Annotated in this window: 20 protein-coding genes; 15 read left to right on the plus strand and 5 right to left on the minus strand. The window is 72.0% G+C overall.

Annotated elements, in window-relative coordinates:
- The first annotated feature begins 24 nt into the window (after window positions 1-24).
- The 4 genes from AB0A90_RS01250 to AB0A90_RS01265 are packed head-to-tail and all read left to right on the plus strand — an operon-like array spanning window position 25 to window position 5,527.
- Window positions 25-1,128, plus strand: a complete 1,104-nt coding sequence (locus tag AB0A90_RS01250) for a DUF559 domain-containing protein (RefSeq protein ID WP_357239684.1) — start codon at window positions 25-27, stop codon at window positions 1,126-1,128.
- The gene (locus AB0A90_RS01255; protein WP_357239687.1) at window positions 1,125-1,859 is read left to right on the plus strand and encodes a hypothetical protein; all 735 of its coding nucleotides are present in this window, start codon (window positions 1,125-1,127) and stop codon (window positions 1,857-1,859) included. The genes AB0A90_RS01250 and AB0A90_RS01255 overlap by 4 nt, the downstream gene beginning before the upstream one ends.
- Entirely contained in the window at window positions 1,856-5,185 is a 3,330-nt protein-coding gene (locus tag AB0A90_RS01260; protein WP_357239690.1) for a DUF87 domain-containing protein, read from the plus strand. Before AB0A90_RS01255 ends, AB0A90_RS01260 begins: the two co-directional genes overlap by 4 nt.
- Before the next feature lie 9 nt (window positions 5,186-5,194).
- On the plus strand, window positions 5,195-5,527 hold the full coding sequence (locus tag AB0A90_RS01265) for a putative quinol monooxygenase (protein WP_357239693.1): 333 nt from the start codon (window positions 5,195-5,197) through the stop codon (window positions 5,525-5,527).
- Window positions 5,528-5,607: 80 nt separating this feature from the next.
- Here the strand turns inward: AB0A90_RS01265 and pdxY are convergent, their stop codons facing one another.
- Entirely contained in the window at window positions 5,608-6,459 is an 852-nt protein-coding gene (gene pdxY, locus AB0A90_RS01270) for a pyridoxal kinase PdxY (RefSeq protein ID WP_357239696.1), read from the minus strand.
- Between the two features lie 137 nt (window positions 6,460-6,596).
- Window positions 6,597-7,391 carry a serine protease gene (locus tag AB0A90_RS01275; protein ID WP_357239699.1) on the minus strand — a complete coding sequence of 265 codons (795 nt, stop codon included), beginning with the start codon at window positions 7,389-7,391 and terminating at the stop codon, window positions 6,597-6,599.
- Between the two features lie 343 nt (window positions 7,392-7,734).
- On the opposite strand from AB0A90_RS01275, the gene AB0A90_RS01280 reads away from it, so the two are divergent.
- The 11 genes from AB0A90_RS01280 to AB0A90_RS01330 all read left to right on the plus strand — a co-directional run bounded on the left by AB0A90_RS01280 (window position 7,735) and on the right by AB0A90_RS01330 (window position 21,072).
- Window positions 7,735-10,092 carry an AbfB domain-containing protein gene (locus AB0A90_RS01280; RefSeq protein WP_357239702.1) on the plus strand — a complete coding sequence of 786 codons (2,358 nt, stop codon included), beginning with the start codon at window positions 7,735-7,737 and terminating at the stop codon, window positions 10,090-10,092.
- Between the two features lie 410 nt (window positions 10,093-10,502).
- Window positions 10,503-11,795, plus strand: a complete 1,293-nt coding sequence (locus AB0A90_RS01285; RefSeq protein ID WP_357239705.1) for a cytochrome P450 — start codon at window positions 10,503-10,505, stop codon at window positions 11,793-11,795.
- Window positions 11,796-12,043: 248 nt separating this feature from the next.
- Complete coding sequence (locus AB0A90_RS01290) at window positions 12,044-12,526, plus strand: helix-turn-helix transcriptional regulator (RefSeq protein ID WP_357239708.1); 483 nt, start codon at window positions 12,044-12,046, stop codon at window positions 12,524-12,526.
- Between the two features lie 252 nt (window positions 12,527-12,778).
- Entirely contained in the window at window positions 12,779-15,169 is a 2,391-nt protein-coding gene (locus AB0A90_RS01295; RefSeq protein WP_357239711.1) for a nitrate- and nitrite sensing domain-containing protein, read from the plus strand.
- A gap of 16 nt (window positions 15,170-15,185) precedes the next feature.
- Window positions 15,186-15,590 (plus strand): roadblock/LC7 domain-containing protein, encoded by a 405-nt coding sequence (locus tag AB0A90_RS01300; RefSeq protein WP_357239714.1) that lies wholly within the window; start codon window positions 15,186-15,188, stop codon window positions 15,588-15,590.
- Window positions 15,591-15,637: 47 nt separating this feature from the next.
- The gene (locus AB0A90_RS01305; RefSeq protein ID WP_357239717.1) at window positions 15,638-16,831 is read left to right on the plus strand and encodes an ABC transporter substrate-binding protein; all 1,194 of its coding nucleotides are present in this window, start codon (window positions 15,638-15,640) and stop codon (window positions 16,829-16,831) included.
- Window positions 16,828-17,724, plus strand: a complete 897-nt coding sequence (locus AB0A90_RS01310) for a branched-chain amino acid ABC transporter permease (RefSeq protein ID WP_357239720.1) — start codon at window positions 16,828-16,830, stop codon at window positions 17,722-17,724. The genes AB0A90_RS01305 and AB0A90_RS01310 overlap by 4 nt, the downstream gene beginning before the upstream one ends.
- Window positions 17,721-18,731, plus strand: coding sequence for a branched-chain amino acid ABC transporter permease (locus AB0A90_RS01315; RefSeq protein ID WP_357239723.1), 1,011 nt, complete (start codon window positions 17,721-17,723; stop codon window positions 18,729-18,731). Before AB0A90_RS01310 ends, AB0A90_RS01315 begins: the two co-directional genes overlap by 4 nt.
- A complete protein-coding gene (locus tag AB0A90_RS01320) occupies window positions 18,728-19,471 on the plus strand; it encodes an ABC transporter ATP-binding protein (RefSeq protein WP_357239726.1) in 744 nt (247 codons plus the stop codon). Before AB0A90_RS01315 ends, AB0A90_RS01320 begins: the two co-directional genes overlap by 4 nt.
- Window positions 19,471-20,241, plus strand: coding sequence for an ABC transporter ATP-binding protein (locus AB0A90_RS01325; RefSeq protein ID WP_357239729.1), 771 nt, complete (start codon window positions 19,471-19,473; stop codon window positions 20,239-20,241). Before AB0A90_RS01320 ends, AB0A90_RS01325 begins: the two co-directional genes overlap by 1 nt.
- 27 nt (window positions 20,242-20,268) lie before the next feature.
- Complete coding sequence (locus AB0A90_RS01330; protein WP_357239732.1) at window positions 20,269-21,072, plus strand: methyltransferase domain-containing protein; 804 nt, start codon at window positions 20,269-20,271, stop codon at window positions 21,070-21,072.
- A 260-nt stretch (window positions 21,073-21,332) separates the two neighbouring features.
- Here AB0A90_RS01330 and AB0A90_RS01335 read toward each other — a convergent pair whose 3' ends face one another.
- The 3 genes from AB0A90_RS01335 to AB0A90_RS01345 all read right to left on the minus strand — a co-directional run bounded on the left by AB0A90_RS01335 (window position 21,333) and on the right by AB0A90_RS01345 (window position 23,726).
- On the minus strand, window positions 21,333-22,274 hold the full coding sequence (locus AB0A90_RS01335) for a hypothetical protein (RefSeq protein ID WP_357239735.1): 942 nt from the start codon (window positions 22,272-22,274) through the stop codon (window positions 21,333-21,335).
- Between the two features lie 257 nt (window positions 22,275-22,531).
- Window positions 22,532-23,143, minus strand: a complete 612-nt coding sequence (locus tag AB0A90_RS01340; RefSeq protein WP_357239737.1) for a dihydrofolate reductase family protein — start codon at window positions 23,141-23,143, stop codon at window positions 22,532-22,534.
- 40 nt (window positions 23,144-23,183) lie between these two features.
- On the minus strand, window positions 23,184-23,726 hold the full coding sequence (locus AB0A90_RS01345; protein ID WP_357239740.1) for a DinB family protein: 543 nt from the start codon (window positions 23,724-23,726) through the stop codon (window positions 23,184-23,186).
- Between the last annotated feature and the right edge of the window lie 96 nt (window positions 23,727-23,822).

Consider the following 23,822-nt stretch of genomic DNA (forward strand, 5'->3'; position numbering starts at 1 on the left):
CCGCCGGTGTCATAGGGTGCCGCCATGGTGGAACCCGTCCGGGCCGGCGGCGGGGCCAACGGGGTCTGGTGGGCGGCCCCGCCCATGCGGCGGGTGAGTCACCTGCCGGCCGTCGACCCCGAGGTGCTGCGGGTGGCACTCGACCCGTTGCCGCCGGAGGCGCCGGCAGTCGTGCACTACCGGCCCACGGTGGTGGGTCCGCTCGGCGACCTGGTGGACGACCTCCTCGACCAGTTGGACACCGCGGCGCTCGCCATGTTCCCCAGTTGGCTGGCCGGCGCGGACCGTTTCGACAGCGACGGCACACTCGGCGTGGCGGCGGTACGCGCCCTCGCCTCCCGTGCCGCAGCCCGGTCCCGGCACTTCGGCCCGTTTCTCGCCGACCTCGCCGAGCGTGGGCTGCGCGGTCCGCGCCGCCCCGCCGGCCGGTCCCGCTTCGCCCCGGGGGTACGCGCCGCCGGTCTCGCCCGCGTGCTCGCCGAGGCGTACGACAGGGAGGGCTGTCTCCTTATCATCGCCCTGCCTGACCTGGGCGCGGATGCCGAGCGGACGCTCGTGGCCGCCGCCGAGTGGCTCGTGCGGCACGGCGGCTTCACCGTGTGGTTGGCCGGCGGGTTCCTGCGCCATGCCGACCGGGTGCGGTCGGTGCCGGTGCGGGTGCCCAGACGGTTCGCCGAGCTGGCCACTTCGACCGACCGGCCGCCGGCCACGTCGGCACGATCGGGCCCGACGGTGCTGGCCTGGCCGCCGATCGCCGGCGTCCCGCGGGGCGACAGCGCGGCCGAGCAGGCACTGGAACGCGCGCTCGCACCGCACGAGTGGGCGCGGGGCCGGCGGTGGAACCACACCTACGAGTGGCACGTGCTGGGTGCGTCGTACCGACTGGATCTCTTTTGGCCCGTCGAGGGTCTTGCGGTCGAGGTGGACGGCCCGGAGCATCGTGGGCGAATCGCTTTCGCCAACGATCGGCGGAGAGACGTGCAGCTGCAACTCCTCGGGCTGGACGTGCTCCGCTTCACCAACGAGCAGGTGCTCACCGACGCGCCGGCGGTGGTCGACGGGATCCGTCAGCTGCTGGCCCGGCGACGCGCGGACGGCACGCACACCGATGGAGATGAGAGATCATGACCAGCCCGGCGGACGTCCCGCACCTGACGCCGAACCAGATCAACGCCCTCGTGGTGCTGATGGTCGAGGCGCGCCGAGTCACCAATGTCGAGCTGAAGGAGCTGGCCGGTTTCACGCTGACCGGCCAGGACAACAAGAAGCTCATTGACCTGGGGTTGGTGGAGACCGATCGGACGCACCGGCCGTTCGCGCACGAGCTGACCGACGAGGGCTGGCGGGTGGCACGTCAGCTGCACACCGCCGCGCCGCCGAAGCAGGGCGGTTCGACGACCCGGTCGCTGTTCGTCGTGCTGTCCAACCTGCACCGCTCGCTGGACCGGCTCCGGGTCAGCCACGGCGACTTCTTCAAACACACCGAGGCAACGGCCCCGGCGACCAGCGAGCCGCGATCCGAAGCACCGGCGAAGGCAGCGACGACGGCACCCACGGCGGCAACGACGGTGGCGGCGGCAGCAGCACCCGCAGCGGCGGAGGTGGAGGCGCTGGTTCGTTCGGCGTACCGGGATCTCGCCACCGCGCCGGGCGACTGGGTCGGCCTCGCCGACGTCCGCGACCGGCTCCCCGACACCGACCGGGCCGCCCTGGACGCGGCGTTGCGGGCGATGGTCGGCCGGGACGACGTCCGCATCATCCCCGTGGCGAACACCAAGTCACTGACCGCACGGGACCGGGCCGCGGCCGTTCGCATCGGGAACGAGGACAACCACGCCCTGGCGATCGGCCCGGCATGATCTCCGACGACCAGCGGGCCGCGCTGGAAGCGGTGAGTCTCAACCCGGCGGTCACCCCGGACGACGTCTGGCGACCCAGCCCGCACAACGTGCCGGAGCTGCACGAGAAGGTGGCCGCGGAGATCCTGCGCGGGGTGGCGCGGGCCCGCACCGACGACACGAGCATGCCGCTCGGCGTGGCCATGCAGGGCCGCGCGGGCGCGGGAAAGACGCACCTGCTCGGGGCGGTGCGCGAGCGGATCCAGCGTGACGGCGGCTACTTCTTCCTCGTCGACATGGTCAGCGGCAAGACGTTCTGGGAAAGCGTCGCCCTGGCCCTGGTGGAGGGCATGGGTCGCGCCCACGTCGGCTGGGGCACCCAGCTGAAGACGTTCCTGCGCCGGCTCACCCCACAGCTCGGCCTGCCGGTGGAGGTCCGCGACGCGGTCGCCGGTGCACGACCGGTGACCCGCGCGCAGCTCGACGCCTTCATCCGGGCACTGCGCGCCCGGGACCGGGAGGTCGGGCGGGACGCCCAGGACACCGCTCGGGCGCTCGTCCTGCACGGTGCCATCGACTTCGAGGCACAGGACGTGGGGTACGCCCACCTGATCTCCGAACCGGGCGACCCGGCCGCGCGGGCGGCGTGGGGGTTGAGCGGCGCCATCCGCCCCCCGCAGCAGATCGTGCAGGACATCTCCCGGCTGATGGCCCTGACCCTGGACCCCACGGTGATCGCCGTGGATCAGCTCGACACGCTGTTCGCGCAAACCAGCACCTCACTGCTCAACCACCATCAGGGGCTGGAGGACGGGCAGGCCAGGGTGCTCGGTCCGATCGCCGACGGCCTCCTCAAGCTCCGCGACATCACCCGTCGTACGCTTGTCGTCGTCTCGTGTCTGCCGGACACCTGGGTGCTGATGACGCGTACGGTGCCCACTCCGGTCGGTGACCGGTTCCGGACGGCGACCCTGCCCGACCGGATCCCCACCCCGGAGATCGGGCAGGCCATCGTGGCGAAGCGCCTCGCCGCCGCGTTCGGGGGTCCGCGTTTCGTGCCACCCCATCCCACCTGGCCGATCGCCCCCGCCGCCTTCGCCGACGCGCCCACCCTGACGCCACGCGCCCTGCTGCGCCGGGTGGACCGGCATGTGGCCTGGTGCCGCGACCACGACGAGATGGTCGAACTCGACCGCCTTATCGACGGCACCGACTCGACGCCGACGGCGAGCACCGGGCGCGGTGCGACGGCGGATCCAACGACCGTCGAACGCCGCCTGCGCGAGTTGGACGAACGGTTCGCCGAACTGGTCGAGGCCGCGGATGTGTCGGCCGCCGTCGACCCGGCCGGCGAGGACGAGCACATGCCGCCGCTGCTCGCCGCCGGCCTGGCCGCCTGGATCGCCGAGCAGGCGCCGACCGGTGCCACCTACAAGTACGACCCGCCGCCGGGGCGCAAGCCCGCTCTGCACGGTCGGCTGATCGAGGTGCTCGACGAGGCCACCGAGAACGAGGCGCACTGGTGCTTCCGCGCCGTCGCGCACCCGAACGCCATCGCGGTGACCGCCCGGGTCAAGGCCGCCTGCACGCTCGCCGGACTGGACCGGGACCTGCCCCAACGGCGACTGATCCTGCTGCGCAACGGCGGGTGGCCGACGGGCAGGCGTACCACCGAGGTGTTGACCGGCTTCGACGCGGCCGGCGGCGTGCGGCGCGGGGTGCCGGAGGCGGACCTGCGGGTCTTCGCGGCGCTGCGGGTGCTGGCGAACGAGCCGTCCACGGCCCTGCAGGAGTGGCTGGTGTCGCGTCGTCCGGCCAGCGGCACCGATTTGTTCCGGGCGGTCCTGCCCGGCCCCGAGCAGCCCCGCGAGGACGCGTCGCCGGCAGCCCCCGACGACGGGCCGCCGCCGCCGCGAGGTGCCGAGCCTCCGTCGGCTGGTGCCGAGCCTCGGACGGCTGGCGACGCGTTTCCGGCGGGTGGCACCGGGCTTCCGGCGGGCGGCGAGGCCGGCCCGACCAGCGCGCCGGTCGACGACGGGACCGGTGGGTGGTCGACCGGCCCGACCGCCGCGGCCGGACCCGCTGACTCCGGCGACCTCGTGGTCGACGCCAACGGTGCGACCATCGGGCTCGGGCGGACGGTCGACGGCGGCCGTCCGTTCACGGTGTCCCTGGAATCGTTGCGCCGACACACCGTCGTGTTCGCCGGGTCCGGTTCGGGCAAGACGGTGCTCATCCGTCGCCTGGTCGAGGAGTGCGCCCGCGAGGGGGTCTCCGCGATCGTGCTCGACCCCAACAACGACCTCGCCCGGCTCGGAGACGCCTGGCCCACACCGCCGAGCGGCTGGGGCACCGGCGACGCCGAACGCGCCACCGACTACCTGGCACACACCGAGGTGGTGGTGTGGACGCCCCGCGTCACCGCCGGTCGGCCGCTGAGCTTCCAACCACTGCCCGACTTCACCTCACTGCGGGACTGGCCCGACGAGTTCGACCAGGCGGTCCGCTCCGCCGTGGAGGCGCTCGCGCCCCGCGCCGGCGTCGATCGGTCGAGCAGGCTCGCCCAGCAGGGCAAGGCCGTCCTCACCGAGGCCCTCCAGGCGTACGCGCGAAGCGGGTTGGTCGGTCTGCCCGGCTTCACCGAGTTCCTCACCGACCTGCCCGAGGGGGTCAGTCGGCTGGCCCGCGCCGGAAAGCTCGCCGAGGAGTTGGCCGAGGCGCTCAAGGCGGCGATGGTGACCGATCCGCTCTTCGGTGGGGTCGGCGCACCGGCAGATCCGGGGCTGTTGCTGACGCCGTCGCCGGGGCGGCGGGCCCGGGTGTCGGTGATCAGCTTCGTCGGCCTCACCTCCGACCACCAGCGGCAGAGCTTCGTCAACCAGTTGCAGATGGCGCTCTTCGCGTGGATCAAACGGCATCCCGCCGGGGACCGACCGTTGGGTGGGCTGTTCGTGATGGACGAGGCGCAGACGCTCGCCCCGTCGACGGGCACCACGGCCTGCACCGCCAGCACGATCGCGCTGGCCTCGCAGGCCCGCAAGTACGGGCTCGGGTTGGTCTTCGCCACCCAGGCGCCCAAGGGTCTGCACAACCAGATCTCCGGCAACGCGACGACGCAGTTCTTCGGGCTGCTCAACGCGCCCGCGCAGATCGACGCGGCCCGGCAGCTCGCCGAGGCCAAGGGCGGGCGGCTTCCGGACATCGGCCTGCTGAACAGCGGCGAGTTCTACGCCGCCGGGGAGGGATTCTCGTTCGTCAAGGTCCGTACCCCGCTGTGCCTGACCCACCATCCGAAGGCGCCGTTGACTCCCGAGGAGGTCGTCGCCCGCGCCCATCCGGCTGGGTAGCCTGAGCCCATGATCTTCATTACCGCCAAGTTCCGGGTCCTGGCCGAGCACGCCGACCGGTGGCCGCAGATCGCCGCCGAGTTCACCGAGGCGACGCGCGCCGAGCCGGGCTGCCTGTGGTTCGACTGGTCCCGCAGCGTGGACGACCCGACCGAGTACGTGCTGGTCGAGGCGTTCCGCGATGACCAGGCCGGCGCCGCCCACGTGCAGTCCGCCCACTTCCGTGCGGCGCAGGAGACCCTGCCGCCGCACCTGGCCGAGACGCCGCGCATCGTCAACGCCACCGTGGCGCAGGAGGACTGGTCGCTGCTCGGCGAGATGGCCGTACCCGAGGGCCGCTGAACGTCGCTCGGGACGCGGTCCCGGCCCGCTGACCATCGTCGCGGCCCGGGGCCGCCGCTGGCGTCTCCCGACCCGCCGCCTCAGCGCAGCCGGCGGGCGGTGAACCGGGCCGGCGGATCGGCGATCACGTGCTGCGCGGCGATCAGCTGGATCTCCCGGGTGCCCGCCGCGAGGGTCGCCTCCAGCACGGCGTAGACGGAGGCGATGGTGCGTTCCAGCGCCGTCGCCGGCGAGCCGGTCGTGCACAGGTGCGCGAGGTACAACGCCGCGGTGACGTCGCCCCCGCCGTTCGGGTTGATCGGCAGCAGCGGGGTGGTCACCGCCCAGGCGCCCTCGTCCGAGACGGCCACCACCTCCAGCGAGCCCGGCGGCAGGTCGCTGTGCAACACGCTGGTCACCAGGACGTGGCGGGGGCCGGTCGCGCGCACGACGTCGACCGCGTCGAGCACCTCGGCCAGCGAGGTCGTCGTCCGGCCGGCGAGGAAGTCCAACTCGAACTGGTTCGGGGTGATGATGTCCGCGCGCGGTACGACGGTGTCCCGCAGGTACTCCGGGATGCCCGGACGGACGAACATTCCCCGTCCGACGTCGCCCATGACCGGGTCGCAGCAGTACACCGCGGCCGGGTTGGCGGCCTTGACCTTCTCGACCGCGTCCAGGATCACCGCGCCCATGGCCGGGTCGCCCTGGTAGCCGGAGAGCACCGCGTCGGCGCTGCCGAGCACACCGCGATCCGCGATGCCCGCGATCACCTCGGCGACATCTGCCGCCGGCAGCATCGGCCCACGCCACGCGCCGTACCCGGTGTGGTTGGAGAAGTGCACGGTCAGGACCGGCCAGACCTCGTGCCCGAGGCGTTGCAGGGGGAAGGCCGCAGCGGAGTTGCCGACGTGACCGTAGGCGACCGACGACTGGATGGACAGGATCTTCACCGGCCCATCATCGCCGTCGCGGCCGGTGTCGCACACGCGGCCCGCCGAATCTGTCGGGTGGCCCACTCGCCGCCCACCCCGACGGCACGACGGGCGACCCGGACGTCGTCGTCCGGGTCGCCCGAGCGGTCGTACGGTCAGCCGCCGAGGCTCGCCGCGGCGGAGGCGATCGTCGAGGCGAAGTAGCTCACCTGGGTGTAGACGCCCGGGTAGTTGGGTCGGGCGCAGCCGTTGCCCCAGCTCACGATGCCGACCTGGATCCAGGCGTTGGAGGCGTCACGGCGGAACATCGGGCCGCCCGAGTCACCCTGGCAGGTGTCCGTGCCGCCGCCGGCGTACCCGGCGCAGATCTCCTGGGCGGGGATGAGGTCGCCGCCGTAGTTGGCGTTGCAGGTGGAGTCGCTGACAAATGGCACGTTCGCCTTCAGCAGGTACCGCTGCTGGCCACCGCCCTCCCGTGCGGCGCCCCACCCGGCGACGGTGAAGGTGCCGCTGTCGTAGGCGGTCGTGCTGGCGATCGGCAGCGTGCTCAGCCCGGTGACCGGGGTGGCCAGTCGGATCAGCGCCCAGTCGCGGCCGGCGCCGTTGTAGCCGGGAGCGCGGTAGACGTAGTTGGACCGGACGGTGATCCGGCTGGACGACTGGAGGTCGACCGTCCCGAGCGTCGCGGTGATGCTGGTGTTGGTGCCGGTCGACCCCACGCAGTGCGCCGCGGTGAGCACCAGTCGGGGGCTGTACAGCGCCCCGCCGCAACCCATCGAGAGCCGCACCATGAACGGGAACTCACCCTGAGCGGCGCGGGTGCCGCCGACGACGTTCGGCGTCATGGGGTTGTCGGCCGCCGCGGCCGGCGCGGTGAGAGTGAGGCTGGCCGCGGTCACCGCGGCCAGCGCGGTGGCCAACAGGCCAGTGAGGGTACGCCAGCGAACCATGCAGTCCTCCGCATCAGGATGGCACGCCTCGTGAGCGCACCCTATTCGCGATAGCGGTCATCATATTGAGAACTATGGATCTAGGGGGTCATCCTCTCTGGGTCGTACCACGGAGGCTATGGATCTCGGATCGGCGCAAAAGCGTTGACGGTGGACCCATCGCGGCCCTGTAACGTGGCAGACGCAATGGCGGATGTCGATGCGCGCGTCGGCGGCGGCGCATGGAGATCCCACCGGCATCCGTCGATGGCGCCCGTCCTCGTCAATGACCACCCGATGCCCACCACCCACGCGCTTCGGGCCCGGCTGCACCGCCCGCGGCGACTCGCCCTCCGGAGACGGCATGACTCGTCAGGTCCCCATCCGCCCCGCCCTGCCACTGCTGCTGCTCATCCTTGCCCTGGTCGTCGGCGTACTTGCCGCGCCGAGGCGGCCGGCGCACGCCGCACCGGCGAAGACGCCGCCACTGACCACACCCTGGACCAGCCAGGCCCTGGTCGGCACACCACTGCCCGAGTACCCGCGCCCCCAGATGACCCGGCCGGACTGGCTCAATCTCAACGGCGAGTGGCAGCTGCGCCAGTCGGCCACCGACGACGCCCCGCAGTTCGGTGTCAACCTGCCCGAGCGGGTCAACGTGCCCTTCCCGGTGGAGAGTGCCCTCTCCGGCATCCAGCGAGCCGCCAACGACAACCGCAACTACCTGTTCTACCGGCGCACCGTCACCATCCCGGCGAACTGGTCGGGTCGGCGGACCCTGCTGCACTTCGGCGCCGTCGACTGGCAGAGCACCGTCTGGGTCAACGGCGTCCGGGTCGGCGCGCACACCGGCGGCTACGACGCGTTCACCTTCGACGTCACCCCCCAGCTCACCGCCGGGACTAACGAGATCGTCGTCAAGGTCTGGGATCCCACCGACACCCGACAGAACGGCAGCCTGCCGGCCATCGGCAAGCAGACCAAGACGCCAAGCGGGATCTTCTACACCCCCAGCTCCGGCATCTGGCAGACGGTGTGGCTGGAGCCGGTGCCCACCGCGTCCATCAGCAGCGTGGACGTCTACCCGAACCTCGCCACCAACACCCTGCGGGTCCGGGTCTTCACCCGGGGCGACGTGAGCGGCCACCGCGTGCTCGCCGAGGCGCTGAACGGAAGCACAGTTGTCGGTACGGCCACCGGCGGCTTCACCGAGTTCAGCGTCCCGGTGCCGAACGCGCGCCGCTGGTCACCCGACGACCCGTTCCTCTACCACCTTCGAGTCAGCCTGCGGAACGCCGCAAACGCCACAGTGGACCGGACGGCGCACTACTTCGGCATGAGGGAGATCACCACCGGCCTGGTCAACGGGGTGCTACGCCCCAAGCTCAACGGCCAGTTCGTGTTCCAGGTCGGCACCCTCGACCAGGGCTTCTGGCCGGACGGCCTCTACACGGCGCCGACCGACGCCGCCCTCGCCTTCGACCTGCAGAAGCACAAGGACCTGGGCTTCAACATGGTGCGCAAGCACATCAAGGTCGAACCGCAACGCTGGTTCTACCACGCGGACCGCCTCGGCCTGCTGGTCTGGCAGGACATCCCGTCGCTGACCGCGCAGGACATCGACCCGACCGACGTCCAGCAGGCGCAGTTCGAGGCCGAGGCACGCGAGATCGTCGACGAGCACCGCAGCTCGCCCGCCGTGATCGCGTACACGCCCTACAACGAGGGCTGGGGCGAGCGATCCCTCGGCGACACCCGGCGGGTCGCGCAGAACATCAAGAACCAGGACCCGACCCGGCTGGTCAACCCGCACAGCGGCCACAACTGCTGTCAGTCCCTCGGCGACCCCGCCAACGGCGACATCGACGACTGGCACGTCTACCTCGGGCCGGACTCCCCCGTACCGTCGAGCAGCCGGATCGCCGTGCTCGGTGAGTTCGGCGGCCTGGGCCTGCACACCCCGGGCCACGAGTACAGCCCGAGCGGCGGCTTCTTCGCCTACGAGTGGCAGACCAGTTCGAGCGCCCTCACCGACCGGTACGTGGGGCTGGTGCAGGGCAGTCAGAACCTGATGCTCGGCAAGGGGCTCAGCGCGTCGATCTACACCGAGATCACCGATCTGGAGGGCGAGCTGAACGGGTTCCTCACCTACGACCGGCAGGTGATCAAGATGGATCAGGCGCGGGTGCGCGCCGCCAACACCGCCCTGATCAACGCCTCGAAGACCGTCGGCAGCTCGGCGCCGGTCGCCCTGCCGGTCAACGTCCGGCGGTCGTTGCAGGTGACCACGCCCGGCTTCACCAACCGCTACCTGCGGCACCGGGACAGTCTGGCCTACACCGAGGTGGTCGACGCCGCGAGCTCCAGCCTTCTGAAGGCCGACGCCACGTACACCATCCGGGCCGGCCTGGCCGGCACCGGTTGCTACTCGTTCGAGTCGGTCAACTTCCCCGGACAGTACCTGCGCCACCAGAACTCCCGGGTCCGCAACTCACCCGACGACGGCTCGGCGCTCCTGCGGGCCGACGCCACCTGGTGCGCACGCGTCGGACTGACCGGCACGGGCGTGTCGCTGGAGTCGTACAACTTCCGGGGCAGGTACCTGCGGCACTACGACTCGGAGATCTGGCTCAGCAACGGCACCGGCGGCGACGCGTACAACACACCGACGCGGTGGGCCGCCGACAGCACCTGGGCCATCGCCACCCCGTGGGCACCCTGACCGCGCCGGCGGCCACCACGTCGCGGTAGGACGTCGCGGGAGGCTCCGGCCTGGCGGAGAGCCTCCCGCGACGCGCGGGCCGCTGTGGCGGGTCCGGGCCTTCCCGCGCGGGCAGCGACCGGACGCGAGCGTCACCTGCCGTCCCCGAGGTCGTTTCCCCGGTCAGGAGGGAGAACGGCAAAGCGGCGGCAAGGACCGGGCCGCAACTTGCATCCGGCCGACCTCAGCGGTCCATTGCAATACGCAATCAGACCGACAATAAATAGATGTCTGCCAATCTTGACTTGCGCCGTCACTCAGCGCACCGTAAAGAGCCAGAGGCAGATGCGCGCCATTATCGGCCCGACTGACGCGGATCACCACATGGAGGCGCTGCCGGTTTTATCGCCGCGTTCACCAGGAGGCGTTCCATGCGGCTGAATCCGTTCGCCGGAGTTTATCTCACCGATCCGGCAAGCACGTGGCGGCGAATCCTCGACGACCCCGGCGAGGTGCACCACGCCGAGGATCTGGACCTCTGGTTGATCAGCAGGCACGCCGACGTCCGGCGCGCCCTCGCCGACGCCACGACGTTCACCAACGCCCTCACCCTCGCCCCGGTCTACCAGGTGTGCCCCGAGGCGACGAGCGTGCTCATGCAGCTCGGCGCGCCACCCACCACGGCCGCCGCGGACCCACCGGTGCACCCCCGCACCCGCCGGGCCCTGCGGGCGACCTTCGCGAACACCGCCGAGCGGGTCGAGACCGAGTACGGCGCGATCGTCCGACGGAGGGTCGACCAGCTGGTCTCCCGGCTCGCCGCCCGCCAGGGCGAGCGGGTCGACCTGATCCCGGAGCTCGCCACCGAGCTACCGCTGCTGGTGGTCCTGGACATCCTGGGGGTGCCCGACGGGGACGTCGCACGGATCCGGAGCTGGGCGGACGGTCAGATCGCTCTCGTCTGGGGGCAACCGGACCCGGCCGAGCAGGTACGCCTGGCGCAGGGCCTGCTGGACTTCTGGCACTACTGCGAGGAGCTGGTCCGCCAGCGCGTCGACGGTGGGCACCCGGGTGACGACTTCATTGGCCGGGCTCTGGCCTACCGGGACGGCGACGACGCCGTGCTGACCGTGCCGGAGGTGGCGAGCCTGGCCTTCAACCTCCTGGTCGCCGGCCACGAGACCACCGCCGGCCTGCTCGCGCACGCCCTCGACCAGGCCCTGTCGAGTCCTCGGCACTGGTCGGACCTCACCGCCGACCCGAGGGCTGTTCCCGCGTTCGTGGCCGAGACCCTGCGGTTCGCGCCCGCCATCGACGGCTGGCTGCGGGTGACAAGCCGCGACGTCACCGTGGGGACGGTGACGATTCCCGCCGGGGCACGCTGTCTGCTGCTGATCGGGGCGGCGAATCGTGACCCCGCGGTTTTCGCCCACCCGGACCAGTTCGCTCCGGACCGGGCGGACGTGGGCAATCACCTGTCGTTCGGCCACGGCCCGCATTTCTGCATTGGCGCGGGATTGGCGCGGCTGGAGGCCCAGATCGCCATCACCAGACTCACCGAAGCCATTCCCGGACTCCGCCTGGCGACCGCGCAACAGCGCTCGTACAAGCCCAATGTCGCGTTTCGCGCCCACCACACGCTGCTCGCGGTAATCGATATCGTGGCACCCGCCGACGTTCCGGCGACGCGCGGTGCGGCGACCCCGGAAGCGGCCGCCGCGTGACGTGGGTGTGCGCCGGCAGGCTCGCCGGCGCCCTGGGTGAGTGCGGGCCGGGCGGCGTCGCCCACCGCACCCGGCGCAGCTCGGCCCCGCCACGCACCTTTTCCGCTATGCCCGACGATTCAGGACGGTGAACGTCTTCACACCCATCGCATCCTGGGTTAAGAATTGCCACCTATGAATGTTCAGCTCATCGGCGAATCTCGATCTGGTGTCCGCTGCTGATTCCCCGTAGCCACGAAGGTGAGCGCATGGAGCACACGTCCCCGTCGAGCGCTGCTCCCTCTGCGGCCAGCGAGCGGTTCCGCTGGGAGCTGCGCAACTGCCGCGTTCGGCGGGGCCTGACCCAACGGGCCCTGGCGGATCGGGTGCGGTTCAGCCGGGAGACGGTGGCAGCTGTCGAGTCGGGTCGCCGGTTCGGCAGTCACGAGTTCGCGCTGCGCTGCGACGACGTGCTCGGCACCGGCGGCCGGCTCGCGGCGCTGTGGCCACAGGTGGCTGCCGAGCAGTTGGCGGCCGACGGCCGCCGCGGCCCCCGCGCCCCGCAACCACTTCGGCGGGATCCGCCGGTGCCGCGCCAGCGGGCTCGACGCGACGCGCGCGACCCGGGCGCCGTGGTGGACGCGATCGACGAGCTGCGTGAACTGATCGGTCAGGTACTCAACGGCCCACCCGAGCCGGACGACGCGCAGCGGCGACAGCAACGGGTGGACCCCCTCGACGACCAGCGCTGACCGCACCGTCCGGATCGGTCTCGCGGTGTCATCGGCCGCTGACATTGGGTACAGATGCTGGTACGGGCAGTTTGTACCACGGCCAGGTCTGGTCTACGAGCGCGGCGTCCGGCCGAATGGGACTTGCATTCGGCAACGTGCGGATAGACCGTCATCGACGAGTCGTGGGAGTCAATCTTGGCGTCGAGCACCCGGTCCCACGCGGCCAGACCCTACCCGACGCGCCGTCGCGGCTGGAAGATCTCCGGGCGGATGCGCCTCATCGTCGCGGCACCACTCGTCGCCGTGATCGGCTTCGCCGGTCTCGCGCTGACCGAGAGCGCACGCCAGACCATGCGCGCCAGCGACCTGCGGATCCTGGCACAGGTCGGCGCGGAGGCCGGTGACCTGGCCTACCGGCTGCAACGCGAACGCATCGCCGCCGCCGCCCTGCTCACCTACCCCACGCCGGAGCAGCAGGACACCTTCGGCGTGGAGTTGGCCGCCACCGACGACGCCGTCGCCCGCTACCGCGCACAGCGCGACCGGCTGCCCGCCGACGTCGGTGCCAACCGCGCCCTCCTGCGCCGCGTCGACGCGGCCCTGGACAGTCTCGCCCCGCTGCGCACCCAGGTACGCACCGCGGCGCACGCCTCGGTGTCCGCGATGACCTTCAGCTACCGGATCGCGATCGCCGACCTGATCAGCTTCCGGGAGAACATCTCGCACGGCGTGGTCGACGCCACCCTCGCCGACGGGATCCGCGCCTCGGCAGCCCTGTCGAAGACGGCCGAGGCGATCGGTCAACAGCAGGTTGCCGTGCTGCGCGCGGCGGTGGGCGGCGGCCTCACCCCCGCCATGCAGCAGGACATCACCGCGGCCCGGACCAGCTACACCGAGTCGAGCCTGTCCTTCCTGGCCCTGGCCCCGCCCGAGTGGAGCGTCTGGTGGGAGCAGGCCGGGACCGGCAAGGAGGCGCTCGCCCTGCAACGGATGCAGGACGAGGTGTCGCGGGCGCAGCCGGGGTCACGACTGCAACTGGAGACCGCCGGCTGGGTGTCCACCACCCAGGCGCGTGCCGCTCGCCTGGCCGACCTGCGCGCACGGGTCGACACCGCGGTCGGCGCCGACGTTCGGGCCGCGCACGGCGACCAGCGCCGCCGGGCCGTGGCCGAGGCGGTCGGTGTCCTGCTGGCACTGGTCCTCACCGCCCTGGTGACCTGGGCCGTCGCCCGGCAGATCACCCGGCGGCTGCGGCGACTACGGGACGCGGCGAACGCCGTGGCGTTCGAACAACTCCCCGCCGTGGTGGCCCAGCTCCAGCAACCGGGCAGCGCCGCCGTCGACCCGCACAGGCTCGCCCGCCAACAGGCCTCCGAAGCCCTCGAACCGTCCAGCGACGACGAGATCGGCGAGCTGGGCCAGGCGTTCAGCGCGGTGCACCAGGCCGCCGTGCGGACCGCCGCCGAGCAGGCCGTCATGCGCGCCAACACCGCCGACATCTTCATCCACCTCAGCCGCCGCGAACAGCGACTCGTCGACGCCGTACTGGCCCAGGTCGACCTGGTGGAACGGGACGAGACCGATCCCGACCGGCTCCACCAGCTCTACACGTTGGACAGCCTGGCGACCCGGATGGGACGGATCAACGCCAGCCTGCTCGTGCTCGGCGGCGTCGGTGTCGGTCGCGTACGCCAGCGCGACATCCCGCTGCAACAGGTGCTCCAGGCGGCGCTGTCCCAGATCGAGCACTACGCGCGGATCCGGCTCGGCATGATCGACGGAGACGTCGCCGTGGCGGCGAAGAGCGTCGACGAGGTCGTGCACCTGCTCGCCGAACTCATGGACAACGCCACGACGTACTCGCCGCCCGGCAGCGAGACCTGGGTGAGCGGTCGAAGCCTGGGTGACCGCGTCATCGTCCAGATCAGCGACGAGGGCATGGGCTTGTCCGGGCAGCGGATGCAGCAGCTCAACGAACTCCTGGCCAGCCCGCCGGCCATCGACGTGGCGGCCGTACGGGCGATGGGACTGGTCGTCGTGGGCCAGCTCGCGTCCCGGCTCGGCGCCACCGTCCAACTGCGACGCGGCCCCCGACGCGGCACCCTCGCCGAGGCGACGCTGCCCGCGGCGATCATCCGGTCGCTGCCACCGGAGGAGTACCTGCTCGCGCCCGGCCGCCTCTCGCGGCGGGCGGCGCGCACGACCAACCCGCCGCCGCCGTACCAGCCGCGTCCCGAGCCCACCGCCGGACGCCCACCGGCCGAGCGGTCCCTGCCGGCGGCGCCGGTGTTCCGACGGCCTCCCCCTCCCCCGGACCGGGGTGACGCGCCCACCGAGGAGTTGCTCATCTTCGAACAGGTCAACCACTGGTTCCAGACGGATGCCGCCGACGGCGCCGACGGCCGAGAGTGGTCCAGTCCCGCCGACGACGCCTGGCACACCGCCGCCCAGGCACACACCCCCGAGGTCGCCACGACCACCACGGCCGGCCTGCCCAAACGGGAGCCGCAACGGCACCTCGTGCCCGGCGCGGTGACCGTGCCCCAGCAGCAGCAACGATCCGAGTACCGCGATCCGGCCCAGGTGGCCACGGCGATGGCCGCGTACGCGCGGGGTGTGGCGAACCGGAGGCGCACCCCGATCAACCTCGGCAACTCATGACGCGACAGGAGAGCACGTGAGCGACCAACAGGATCTCGGCTGGCTGCTGGACAGCTTCGCCGCGCGGGCGACCGAGGTCAGCCATGCGATCGCCATCTCCAGCGACGGCCTGATGGTGGCCTCCACCCGTGACCTGCCCCCGGACCGCGCCGACCAGTTGGCCGCGACGGGCAGCGGACTGGTCAGCCTGCTGCGGGGGGCGGCGGCCTTCTTCGACGCCGGCGCGGTGATCTCCAACGTCACGCAGCTCGAAGGCGGGTTCATGTTCTCGATGGCCTTCAATGACGGCGCCTCGCTGCTGGTGCTCGCCGCACCCGAGTGCGACGTCGGCAAGGTCTCCTACGAGATGACCGAGCTGGCCAACCGGATCGGGGACGCCCTGACCCCCGCGGCCCGGGCCGCACTCGCCCGCAGCCGCTGACCGCCCCGGCGCCCCCACGCCGGAGACCCACTTCCCCTGGAGAAGACATGCCTCACACCACCTTTCGGCGCAGCCATGCCCTGGCCGCGACGCTGCTCGCGGTCGTCCTGACCGCCAACACGGCCTGCGGCGACGACGCGCCGGGCACGAGCGCCAGCGGCTCGATAAAGATCGGCCTGCTCGCGTCGCTGTCCGGGACGTACCAGGCGGTCGGTACGGAGATCCGCGACGGCTTCCAGCTCTACCTGGACACCCACGACGGCAAACTCGGCGGTCGACGGGTCGACCTCGTCGTCGCCGACGAGGGCAACGGCGCCCAGACCGCGGTGCCGGCAGCGACGAAGCTGCTCAAGCAGGACCGGGTGTCCGCGCTCACCGGCATCGTCGGTGGCGGCTCGGTCGCCGGAGTCACCCCGCTGCTCGACGAGACCAAGGTGCCGCTTGTCGGCTCCAACGGGCGACCGGAACTCAAGGACGTCTCCCGGGTCTGGCACACCTCGTACCTCTCCGACGAGCCCGGGGCGGCGATCGCCCAGCACGTCCGCGACAACGTGCAGGGCTCGGTGTACGCGATCGGCCCGGACTACCAGGGCGGCTGGGACGAGCTGCGCGGGTTCACCGACGCGTTCGGAAAGATCGGCGGGAAGCTCGCCAACGACGACGGCAAGACCACCTTCACCCCTTTCCCGGCCACCACCAACTTCACCCCGTACTTCGCCCGCATCAAGGCCTCCGGTGCCGCGGCCGTCTACACGTTCTACGCCGGCAGCGCCGCCGTCGACTTCGTCAAGCAGTACGCGCAGTCCGAGATCAAGGACGTCCCGTTGTACGCGGCCGGGTTCCTCACCGAGGGCGGCGTGCTCAACGCGCAGGGCGAGGCCGCGCGGGACATCTTCTCGGTGCTCAACTACTCGCCCGACCTGGACAACGCGGAGAACCGCGCCTTCGTGGCGGCGTGGAAGGCCAAGCACGACGGCTCACCGACCACCTACGCGCTCGCCTCGTACGACGCGGCGGCGGTGCTGGACCGGGCGATCGGCGCCGCCGGGAGCAACCCGACCCCGGAGGCCATCAACACGGCCATCGGCCAGCTCGGCCAGATCGCCAGCCCGCGTGGCACCTGGCAGTTCTCCACCACCACGCACTCCCCGGTGCAGAAGTGGTACCTGCGGCAGGTCCGCCAGGACGGCCGGGCGCTGTCCAACACCGTCGTGGGTGACCTCGCGACCGTCGGCCGGTGACCGCGGTGGCGGCCGGCCTGAACCGGATCGACCCGTACCTGATCCCGGCGCTGGACGGGGTCGCCTACGGGCTGCTCGTGTTCGTCGCCGCGTCGGGTCTGGTCTTCTGCTTCGGCGTCGCCAACATCCTCAACCTGGCGCACGGCCTGCTCTACGCGATCGGCGGCTACACCGCCGCGGCGCTGCTCGACGGTGGCTGGGCCAGCCTGGCGTTGGCGTTGGTGGTCGGTGTGCTGGCCGCCACCGCGGCGGGTGCGCTGGTGGCCGGGCTGCTCACCCCGGTCGCCACCGGCAACCACCTGGGTCAGGCGCTGCTGACGTTCGGGGTGGCACTGGCCGGCGGCAGCCTGCTCGTCGCCGGCTTCGGCCCCGACGATCCGCGGGTCCAGGTGCCGGCCGTCCTGGAGGGGTCGGTGGTTCTCGCCGGGCACCGCTACGCCGCGTACCGGCTGGTCTTCATCGTCGTCGCGGCGGTGCTCGCCGCCGCGCTCTACCTGGTGGTCCGGCGCACCCGGGCCGGGATGCTGGTCCGCGCGGCCGTCGACGACCCGGAGATGGTCGCCTGCCTGGGCGTGAGTCCCGCGCGGATCCGCACCGGTGTGCTCGCCGCCGCCGGCGCGCTGGCCGGCGCGGCCGGGGTCCTGGGCGCGCCGATCATCGGCCCCGGCACGGACACCGCCGACACCGTGCTGCTGCTGTCCCTGGTGGTCGTCGTCCTCGGTGGTCTCGGGTCGATGGGGGGCACCCTGCTGGCGGCGCTCGCGATCGGCGAGATCCAGACGCTGGGAGTGGCGCTGCTGCCGTCCGCCGCGCCGTTCCTGCTGTTCACCGCCATGGCGGCGGTGCTGGCGGTGCGGGCCCGAGGCCTGGCCGCGAACTGGAGGGCGGCATGAGGGACGCGGTGGTTCGGCGGGCGCGCGGCGCCGTCGCGGCGCTCGTCCTGGTCGTGGCGCCCTGGGTGGTCGACGACTACACCACGGCGATCCTCGCCCGGACGCTGGCGTTGGCCCTGGTCGGGGTGAGCGTGGCCCTGCTCACCGGCCTCGCCGGCATGCCCACCCTCGGCCAGACCGCGCCGTACGCGGCGGGCGCCTACGCCTGCGCCGTGGTCGGCAGCCGGATCTCCGACGTCGGCGTCGTGCAGGTCGCCGTCGCGGCGGCCGCCGGGGCGGTGCTGGCCGCGCTCACCGTTCCCCTCGTCGTGCACGCCCGGGGGGTGATCGTCCTGATGATCACGCTCGCCATCGGTGAACTCGCCGTCACCGTCCTCGGCCGGTGGCGGTCGGTGACCGGTGGCACGGACGGGCTGGCCGGCATCGCGGCGGTCCGCCCGTTCTGGGGGCTCCCGCCGCTCGCCAGCGACCAGGCGCGTTACCTGTACGCGCTGGTCGTCGTCTCCACGCTTGTCGGCGCGGTGCTGGTGCTGCTGCGGACCCGCGCCGGGTTGCTGCTGCGCGCCGCGCGGGACGACGAGACGCGGCTGCGGGCCAGCGGGCACCGGGTGCCGCTCTACGTGTCCGGCGCGCACGTCGCCGCCGGGGCGATCGCCGGTGCGGCCGGCTCGCTCCTGGTCGTCGCCCAGCAGTACATCTCCCCCGCCGACTTCGGCTTCGACACGTCCGCGCTGCTGCTGCTCGGTGTCGTCATCGGTGGCACCGCCTCGGTCGGTGGCGCCCTGGTCGGCGCGGTGCTGGTCATCGCGGCCCGGGACTGGTTGTTCGGGGTGCTGCCCGGCCACGCGCCGCTGGTGCTGGGGGTGCTGTTCGTGGCAACGGTCTACCTGCTGCCCAGCGGCGTCAACCGGGCCCGGGGCAGGCTGCGCCCGACGGACGCCCCGGCACCCCAGCCGGACCCGTCCGTCGCCCAGGAACAGGCCACCGTCGGGGAGCTGCGCCGATGACCAACCTGCTCGACGCCCAGGAGGTCAGCGTGCGGTACGGCTCGCTCGCCGCGCTCGACGGCGTGGACCTGTGCGTGCACGACGGCCAGCGACACGCGCTGATCGGCCCGAACGGAGCCGGTAAGACGACCCTGCTCAACGTGATCGGCGGGTCCACGAAACCGCAGCGCGGCACGGTGCGGTTCGACGGGCGGGACATCGGCCGGCTCGGCCCGGCGACCCGGGCGCGGCGGGGCATCAACCGCATCCACCAACGCCCCGCGGTCTTCGCGACGCTCACCGCGACGGAGAACGTGGTGGTGGCCGCGCTGCCGCGGGTCATCCCTCAGCGCAGGTGGTGGCCGGGCGGACGCCGGCGCGACGCTCAACACCGGGCCGGTCCACTGCTGGACCAGATGGGCCTCGCCGATGTCGCGGCGGTGCCCGCCGGGCACCTCGCCCACGGGCAACGACGCCAGTTGGAGATCGCGATGGCCCTTGCCGGTCGCCCCCGCCTGCTGTTGCTGGACGAACCGGCGGCCGGGCTGTCCGCCGTCGAGGTCGGCCGGCTCGTCGAGCTGCTCCAGGCACTGCCCCGCGCGGTCGCCGTGTTACTCGTCGAACATCGACTCGACCTGGTGTACGCCCTGTCGGACACGGTGACCGTGCTGCGCGACGGTCGCACGTTGGCCGCCGGGACGCCGGACGAGATCCGTACCTCGCCGCTGGTGCGGCAGGCCTACGCCGACGGGGTGGCCTGATGTTGTCGGTGGATCGGCTGTGTGCCGGCTACGCCGGAGGGATGGTGCTGCACGAGGTCAGCCTGCGGGTGCGCCCGGGCAGCATCCAGGCCGTGGTGGGCCGCAACGGTGCGGGCAAGAGCACGCTCGTGCACACGATCGCCGGGCTGGTACGTGCCTCCAGCGGTCGCGTCGAGATCGGAGGCGTGCACGTCGCCGGCCGACAACCGCATCGCATCGCCCAGTCCGGCGTCGGCCTCGTCCCGCAGGGCCGACGGGTCTTCTCTCGGTTGACCGTGGCCGAGCACCTGCACCTGGCGGCCGCGCCGTGGCGGGCCGCCGCCCCCGGTGGCGAGGGCTGGACGGTGGCCCGGACCCTCGAACTGTTGCCGAGGTTGGCGGTGCGGCTGCGACACCGTGGCTGCGAACTCTCCGGCGGCGAGCAGCAGATGCTGGCGATAGCCCGGGCTCTCCTCGGACAACCACGGGTGCTGCTGCTCGACGAACCGTGTGAGGGTCTCTCGCCCGATCTGGCGGCGCGGGTCCGCGAGCTCGTCAACGGTCTCGCCGCCGACGGTCTGACCGTGCTGCTCGTGGAGCAGCAACTCCAGTACGCGATCGAGCTCGCCGACCGGGTGGCGGTGCTGGAGTACGGCCGGGTGGTCTACGACCGGCCGACGGCCGAGGCTCGCGCCGACCCGGCGCCGCTCGCGGCGATGTTGAGCGTCGCCGCCGCCCCGGCACCCCCACCCAACCGAGCGGCCCCTCGGCTCTGGGCCGACACCCCGTAGTCACCCTTCTCGGAGAGGTAGACACCCATGACAACCGCGACGAGCGATGGCGCGTACACGTTCGACAACGGCGCACCCGACGCCGTTCCCCAGATGCACGCGCTGGAGTCCTTCCTGGACCCGATCACGACACGTCGACTGGCCAGCCCGGTGCTGCGACCGGGCGCGACCTGCTGGGAGGTCGGGGCGGGTGGCGGCTCGATGGCCCGGCGGATCGCCCGCGCGACCGGCGACCAGGGCCACGTGCTGGCCACCGACATCGACCCCACGCACCTCACGGCGGAGGGCAACCTGCACGTACGCCGGCACGACGTACGCACCGAACCGCCGCCCGGGGACGCGTTCGACCTGATCCACGCCCGGCTGGTGCTGCTGCACCTCCCCGATCGACGACGGGTCCTGCGCACGCTCACCGGCGCGCTCGCGCCCGGCGGGTGGCTGGTGGTCGAGGAGTTCGACTGCACCGCGCCACAACGGGTGCTGACCGCGCCCAGTGACGACGCCGCGAAGCTCTTCGCTCAGGTGATGGACGCCATGATGGGTGTCCTGGAGGACCACGGCGCCGACCTGGGCTGGGCGCAGGACGTGCACACCGAGATGGCCCTCGCCGGGCTGACCGACGTGGACACCATCACCCACTCGCAGAGCTGGGCCGGCGGGTCGACCGGCACGTCGCTCTACGAGACCAACTCCCGCCAACTGGAGCCGGATCTGCTGGCGGCGGGGCTGTCGCCCCAGCAACTGAACGCCTTCCGGCGGCTGCTGCGCGACCCCGGGTTCGCCGCCATGTCGTACCACTTCGTCTCCACGCGGGGTCGCCTGCCGAGCTGAGCAGGCGGACACCGCGCGGAGAGCGGTCGCGCCGTCCGTAGCTGTTCCGCCGCAGCACCTCCCCCCGCTGCGTAGCGGACAGCGCTAGGACGGCCTCGACCGCACCGGCCGGGCTCCCCGAGTGGGAGCCCGGCCGGCCCGCGCCGAGGCCGCAGCAGCGGGCCGCCTCGTGGGCGCTTGATCGACTCGGTTTCCTTGATGTCGAGGTGTCGCGGCCATCTGGATACCGCGTGGTCGCGGAAATCGATTCGATCACCCACTCAGCGAGGCATCGACTCCTGGTCGGGCAGGACGATCAGGTCGTCGGCGCGGGCCGCCAGCGGTGCCGTCGCCGCGTCGGGCCACACGAGATAACCCACCGGCGGACCCGACGACCCCCACGTGGCCCCGATGATCGTGGCCAACCCCGCGCCGTCCGGCGACCTGCGCAGGCGTACCCGGGTGCCCGGCGCGTGTCCGTCGTCGGCGACGATGAGCAGCGCGTCGAGGACCTGCCGGACACCGGCGACGGGCAGCCCCGGCACGTACGGCTCACCGGCGTACCCGACCCGCGGCGTCATCATCGTGCGGAGGAGCGCGCCCTGCCGGATCGCCTCCTGGCGGACCTGCCAGTCCGTGCTGTGTTCGCAGACGGTCAGCGCCGCCTCGATGATCGGCCAGAGCGCCAGGGGCTCCCGATCGAGTAGCCGGCGGGCCTCGCGATCCACTTCGGCGCAGGCCGTGTCGAGCGCGGTGTCCTCGCCCAGCTCCGCGATCCAGGCGAGGTCCCCCACCTCGGGCAGCAGCCCCGGCGACTCGGCCGCGATCACGATGTACAGCATCGCGAGCAGTTCCACCCGGCCCTCGCCGTGGTAGAGCGATCCCACCCCACTGCCCGTCCGCCCACGGCTGGGCGGGAAGCGCTCGGCGAGGTGCTGCGCGCGACCATGCGGCAGGGTGGCGCCCAGCCGGGTGTCCGACACCCGCTCTTCCAACGACCGCCGCTCACGGCGTTCGACGAGCAGTTGGCGATGCGGGTCGAACCCGATCGGATAGATCGTCCGCCCGTACGTGGCGAGGGTTTCGCCGGGGCGCAGACCCACCGACGCAAGGTGACGGGCAGCCACCGAGTAGGCGACACCGGCCTGGGCGGCGTGTTCCCGGATGGCGCGCTTGCGGGCACGGCCCGGGGTTGGGGTCCGCCGTGGTTGGTGATCGGACATGATGCCTCCGGTGCAGCCCCACGCACTCCACCGAGCAGGCGGCGTGACTGGCACGCCGGGAGTCGACACAGCGGCGCGGAGTCGGAGACTCTTGGCCCCAAGCATGCGGTCGGGCGTGGGCCACCACATCGGGCACGGGCAGGCGCTCTGCCGCCGCCAGCATATCCCGACTTCGACAATCGGCGCGGCCGTCCGAGCGCCGGCCGGTCTGCACGGCGGACGTCGAGTCCACCCTGCGGCCGGCCGACGCCGAGCGGTCACCTCGGGACGTGGAAACGCAGGTGCGTGACGTGTGGCGATTCGATCACCGCGGTGCGTAGGAGTTCGATGTGGTCGGTGCCGAGGTGGTCGAACAGGCGTGTGCCGGCACCGAGCAACACCGGTACGAGTTGGAGGTGGATCTCGTCCACCAGCCCGGCCTTGACGAACTCTCGTCCGGTGGTGGGTCCACCCATGATGAGGACGTTCCGGTCGCCCGCTGCCTGTCGCGCCTGGCGCAGCGTGCTGTGGAGTCCGTCGTCGACGAACGTGAAGACGTCGCTCTTCATCCGCAACGGGTCGCGTGACTCGCGAGTGACCACGAAGCACGGCACCGGGAACGGGGTGTCCTCCCACAGGTCCACACCGACGTCGAACGTCCGTTTGCCGATCACCACGGCGCCGGTCGTGGCATGACGCTCTCGTACCTGCGCGGCGTCGACCCCGACCGGGGTGACGCCGTCTGCGGCCACAGCACGATCCCCGTCAGCCTGGAACAGCCACTCGTGCAGCCGCTCGCCGCCCCTGCCCATCGGTTGTTCGCGGGTGACGTCAGGGCCGGCGGCGAAGCCGTCCAACGACACGCTCATGCTCAACACCGTGCGGCCCATCGGGCCCTCCTTTACCCGTAGACAATCGCCCAGCGGAGCGTCACGCTCCGTCCTGCCAGCGGTAGAGGTCGCGTAGCAGGGAAATCTCGGCGCCGTGATGGATCAGCTCCCTGTTGACGTGCAGGACGATGCCCTCCATGGGGAACCGTTCGGGACCCGCGGTGGGCGGGTTCTCCAGGTCACCGTCCGAGAGCTCGCGGACCCCCGCGTCCCATCTTCCGTACATCTCGTCGAGCTGTTTCAGCGCCTCGTCGGCGGTCCCCGCGTAGGCGAGCGAGTCGGCCTCCTGGCCGTCGAAGTGCCATTCGACCCGGTAGGCCAGGCAGGAGACGATGATGTGCGCCAGCCGCCAGGCAATGGTGGTCACCGGCGCGGGCACCGGGTCGGGGGACGCGGAGTCCATCGTCCACTCCCCTGGACCTGTCGACATCGGCGCGGACGACGTGCCACGTGGACGGATGCTCCAGCAGCCGCGCACCGGCTCCCAGAAGTACTCCTCGTCGGCAAGACCGTCCAGCCGGGGCCGCAGGTTCTTCTGCCAGTGCCGGTCCAACTGGTCCGCGATTCGCTCACTTCTTGTCACTTCCGCAACCTACGCCGTAGCGCTCGTGTACGGGAACGGCCGGGTCGCCGCATTGACCTCGTCCTGACTTGAGGTTCTAGGGTCGCGTTCAGTCGA

Origin of the sequence: Micromonospora sp. NPDC049204 (assembly GCF_040647935.1) — a bacterium.
In the GTDB taxonomy this organism is placed as follows: domain Bacteria; phylum Actinomycetota; class Actinomycetes; order Mycobacteriales; family Micromonosporaceae; genus Micromonospora.

Coding starts and splice junctions, on each gene's coding strand:
- AB0A90_RS01250 (WP_357239684.1), top strand. CDS start 25: ATGGTGGAACCCGTCCGGGCCGGCGGCGGGGCCAACGGGGTCTGGTGG.
- AB0A90_RS01255 (WP_357239687.1), top strand. CDS start 1,125: ATGACCAGCCCGGCGGACGTCCCGCACCTGACGCCGAACCAGATCAAC.
- AB0A90_RS01260 (WP_357239690.1), top strand. CDS start 1,856: ATGATCTCCGACGACCAGCGGGCCGCGCTGGAAGCGGTGAGTCTCAAC.
- AB0A90_RS01265 (WP_357239693.1), top strand. CDS start 5,195: ATGATCTTCATTACCGCCAAGTTCCGGGTCCTGGCCGAGCACGCCGAC.
- AB0A90_RS01275 (WP_357239699.1), bottom strand. CDS start 7,391: ATGGTTCGCTGGCGTACCCTCACTGGCCTGTTGGCCACCGCGCTGGCC.
- AB0A90_RS01280 (WP_357239702.1), top strand. CDS start 7,735: ATGACTCGTCAGGTCCCCATCCGCCCCGCCCTGCCACTGCTGCTGCTC.
- AB0A90_RS01285 (WP_357239705.1), top strand. CDS start 10,503: ATGCGGCTGAATCCGTTCGCCGGAGTTTATCTCACCGATCCGGCAAGC.
- AB0A90_RS01290 (WP_357239708.1), top strand. CDS start 12,044: ATGGAGCACACGTCCCCGTCGAGCGCTGCTCCCTCTGCGGCCAGCGAG.
- AB0A90_RS01295 (WP_357239711.1), top strand. CDS start 12,779: ATGCGCCTCATCGTCGCGGCACCACTCGTCGCCGTGATCGGCTTCGCC.
- AB0A90_RS01305 (WP_357239717.1), top strand. CDS start 15,638: ATGCCTCACACCACCTTTCGGCGCAGCCATGCCCTGGCCGCGACGCTG.
- AB0A90_RS01315 (WP_357239723.1), top strand. CDS start 17,721: ATGAGGGACGCGGTGGTTCGGCGGGCGCGCGGCGCCGTCGCGGCGCTC.
- AB0A90_RS01320 (WP_357239726.1), top strand. CDS start 18,728: ATGACCAACCTGCTCGACGCCCAGGAGGTCAGCGTGCGGTACGGCTCG.
- AB0A90_RS01325 (WP_357239729.1), top strand. CDS start 19,471: ATGTTGTCGGTGGATCGGCTGTGTGCCGGCTACGCCGGAGGGATGGTG.
- AB0A90_RS01330 (WP_357239732.1), top strand. CDS start 20,269: ATGACAACCGCGACGAGCGATGGCGCGTACACGTTCGACAACGGCGCA.
- AB0A90_RS01335 (WP_357239735.1), bottom strand. CDS start 22,274: ATGTCCGATCACCAACCACGGCGGACCCCAACCCCGGGCCGTGCCCGC.
- AB0A90_RS01340 (WP_357239737.1), bottom strand. CDS start 23,143: ATGGGCCGCACGGTGTTGAGCATGAGCGTGTCGTTGGACGGCTTCGCC.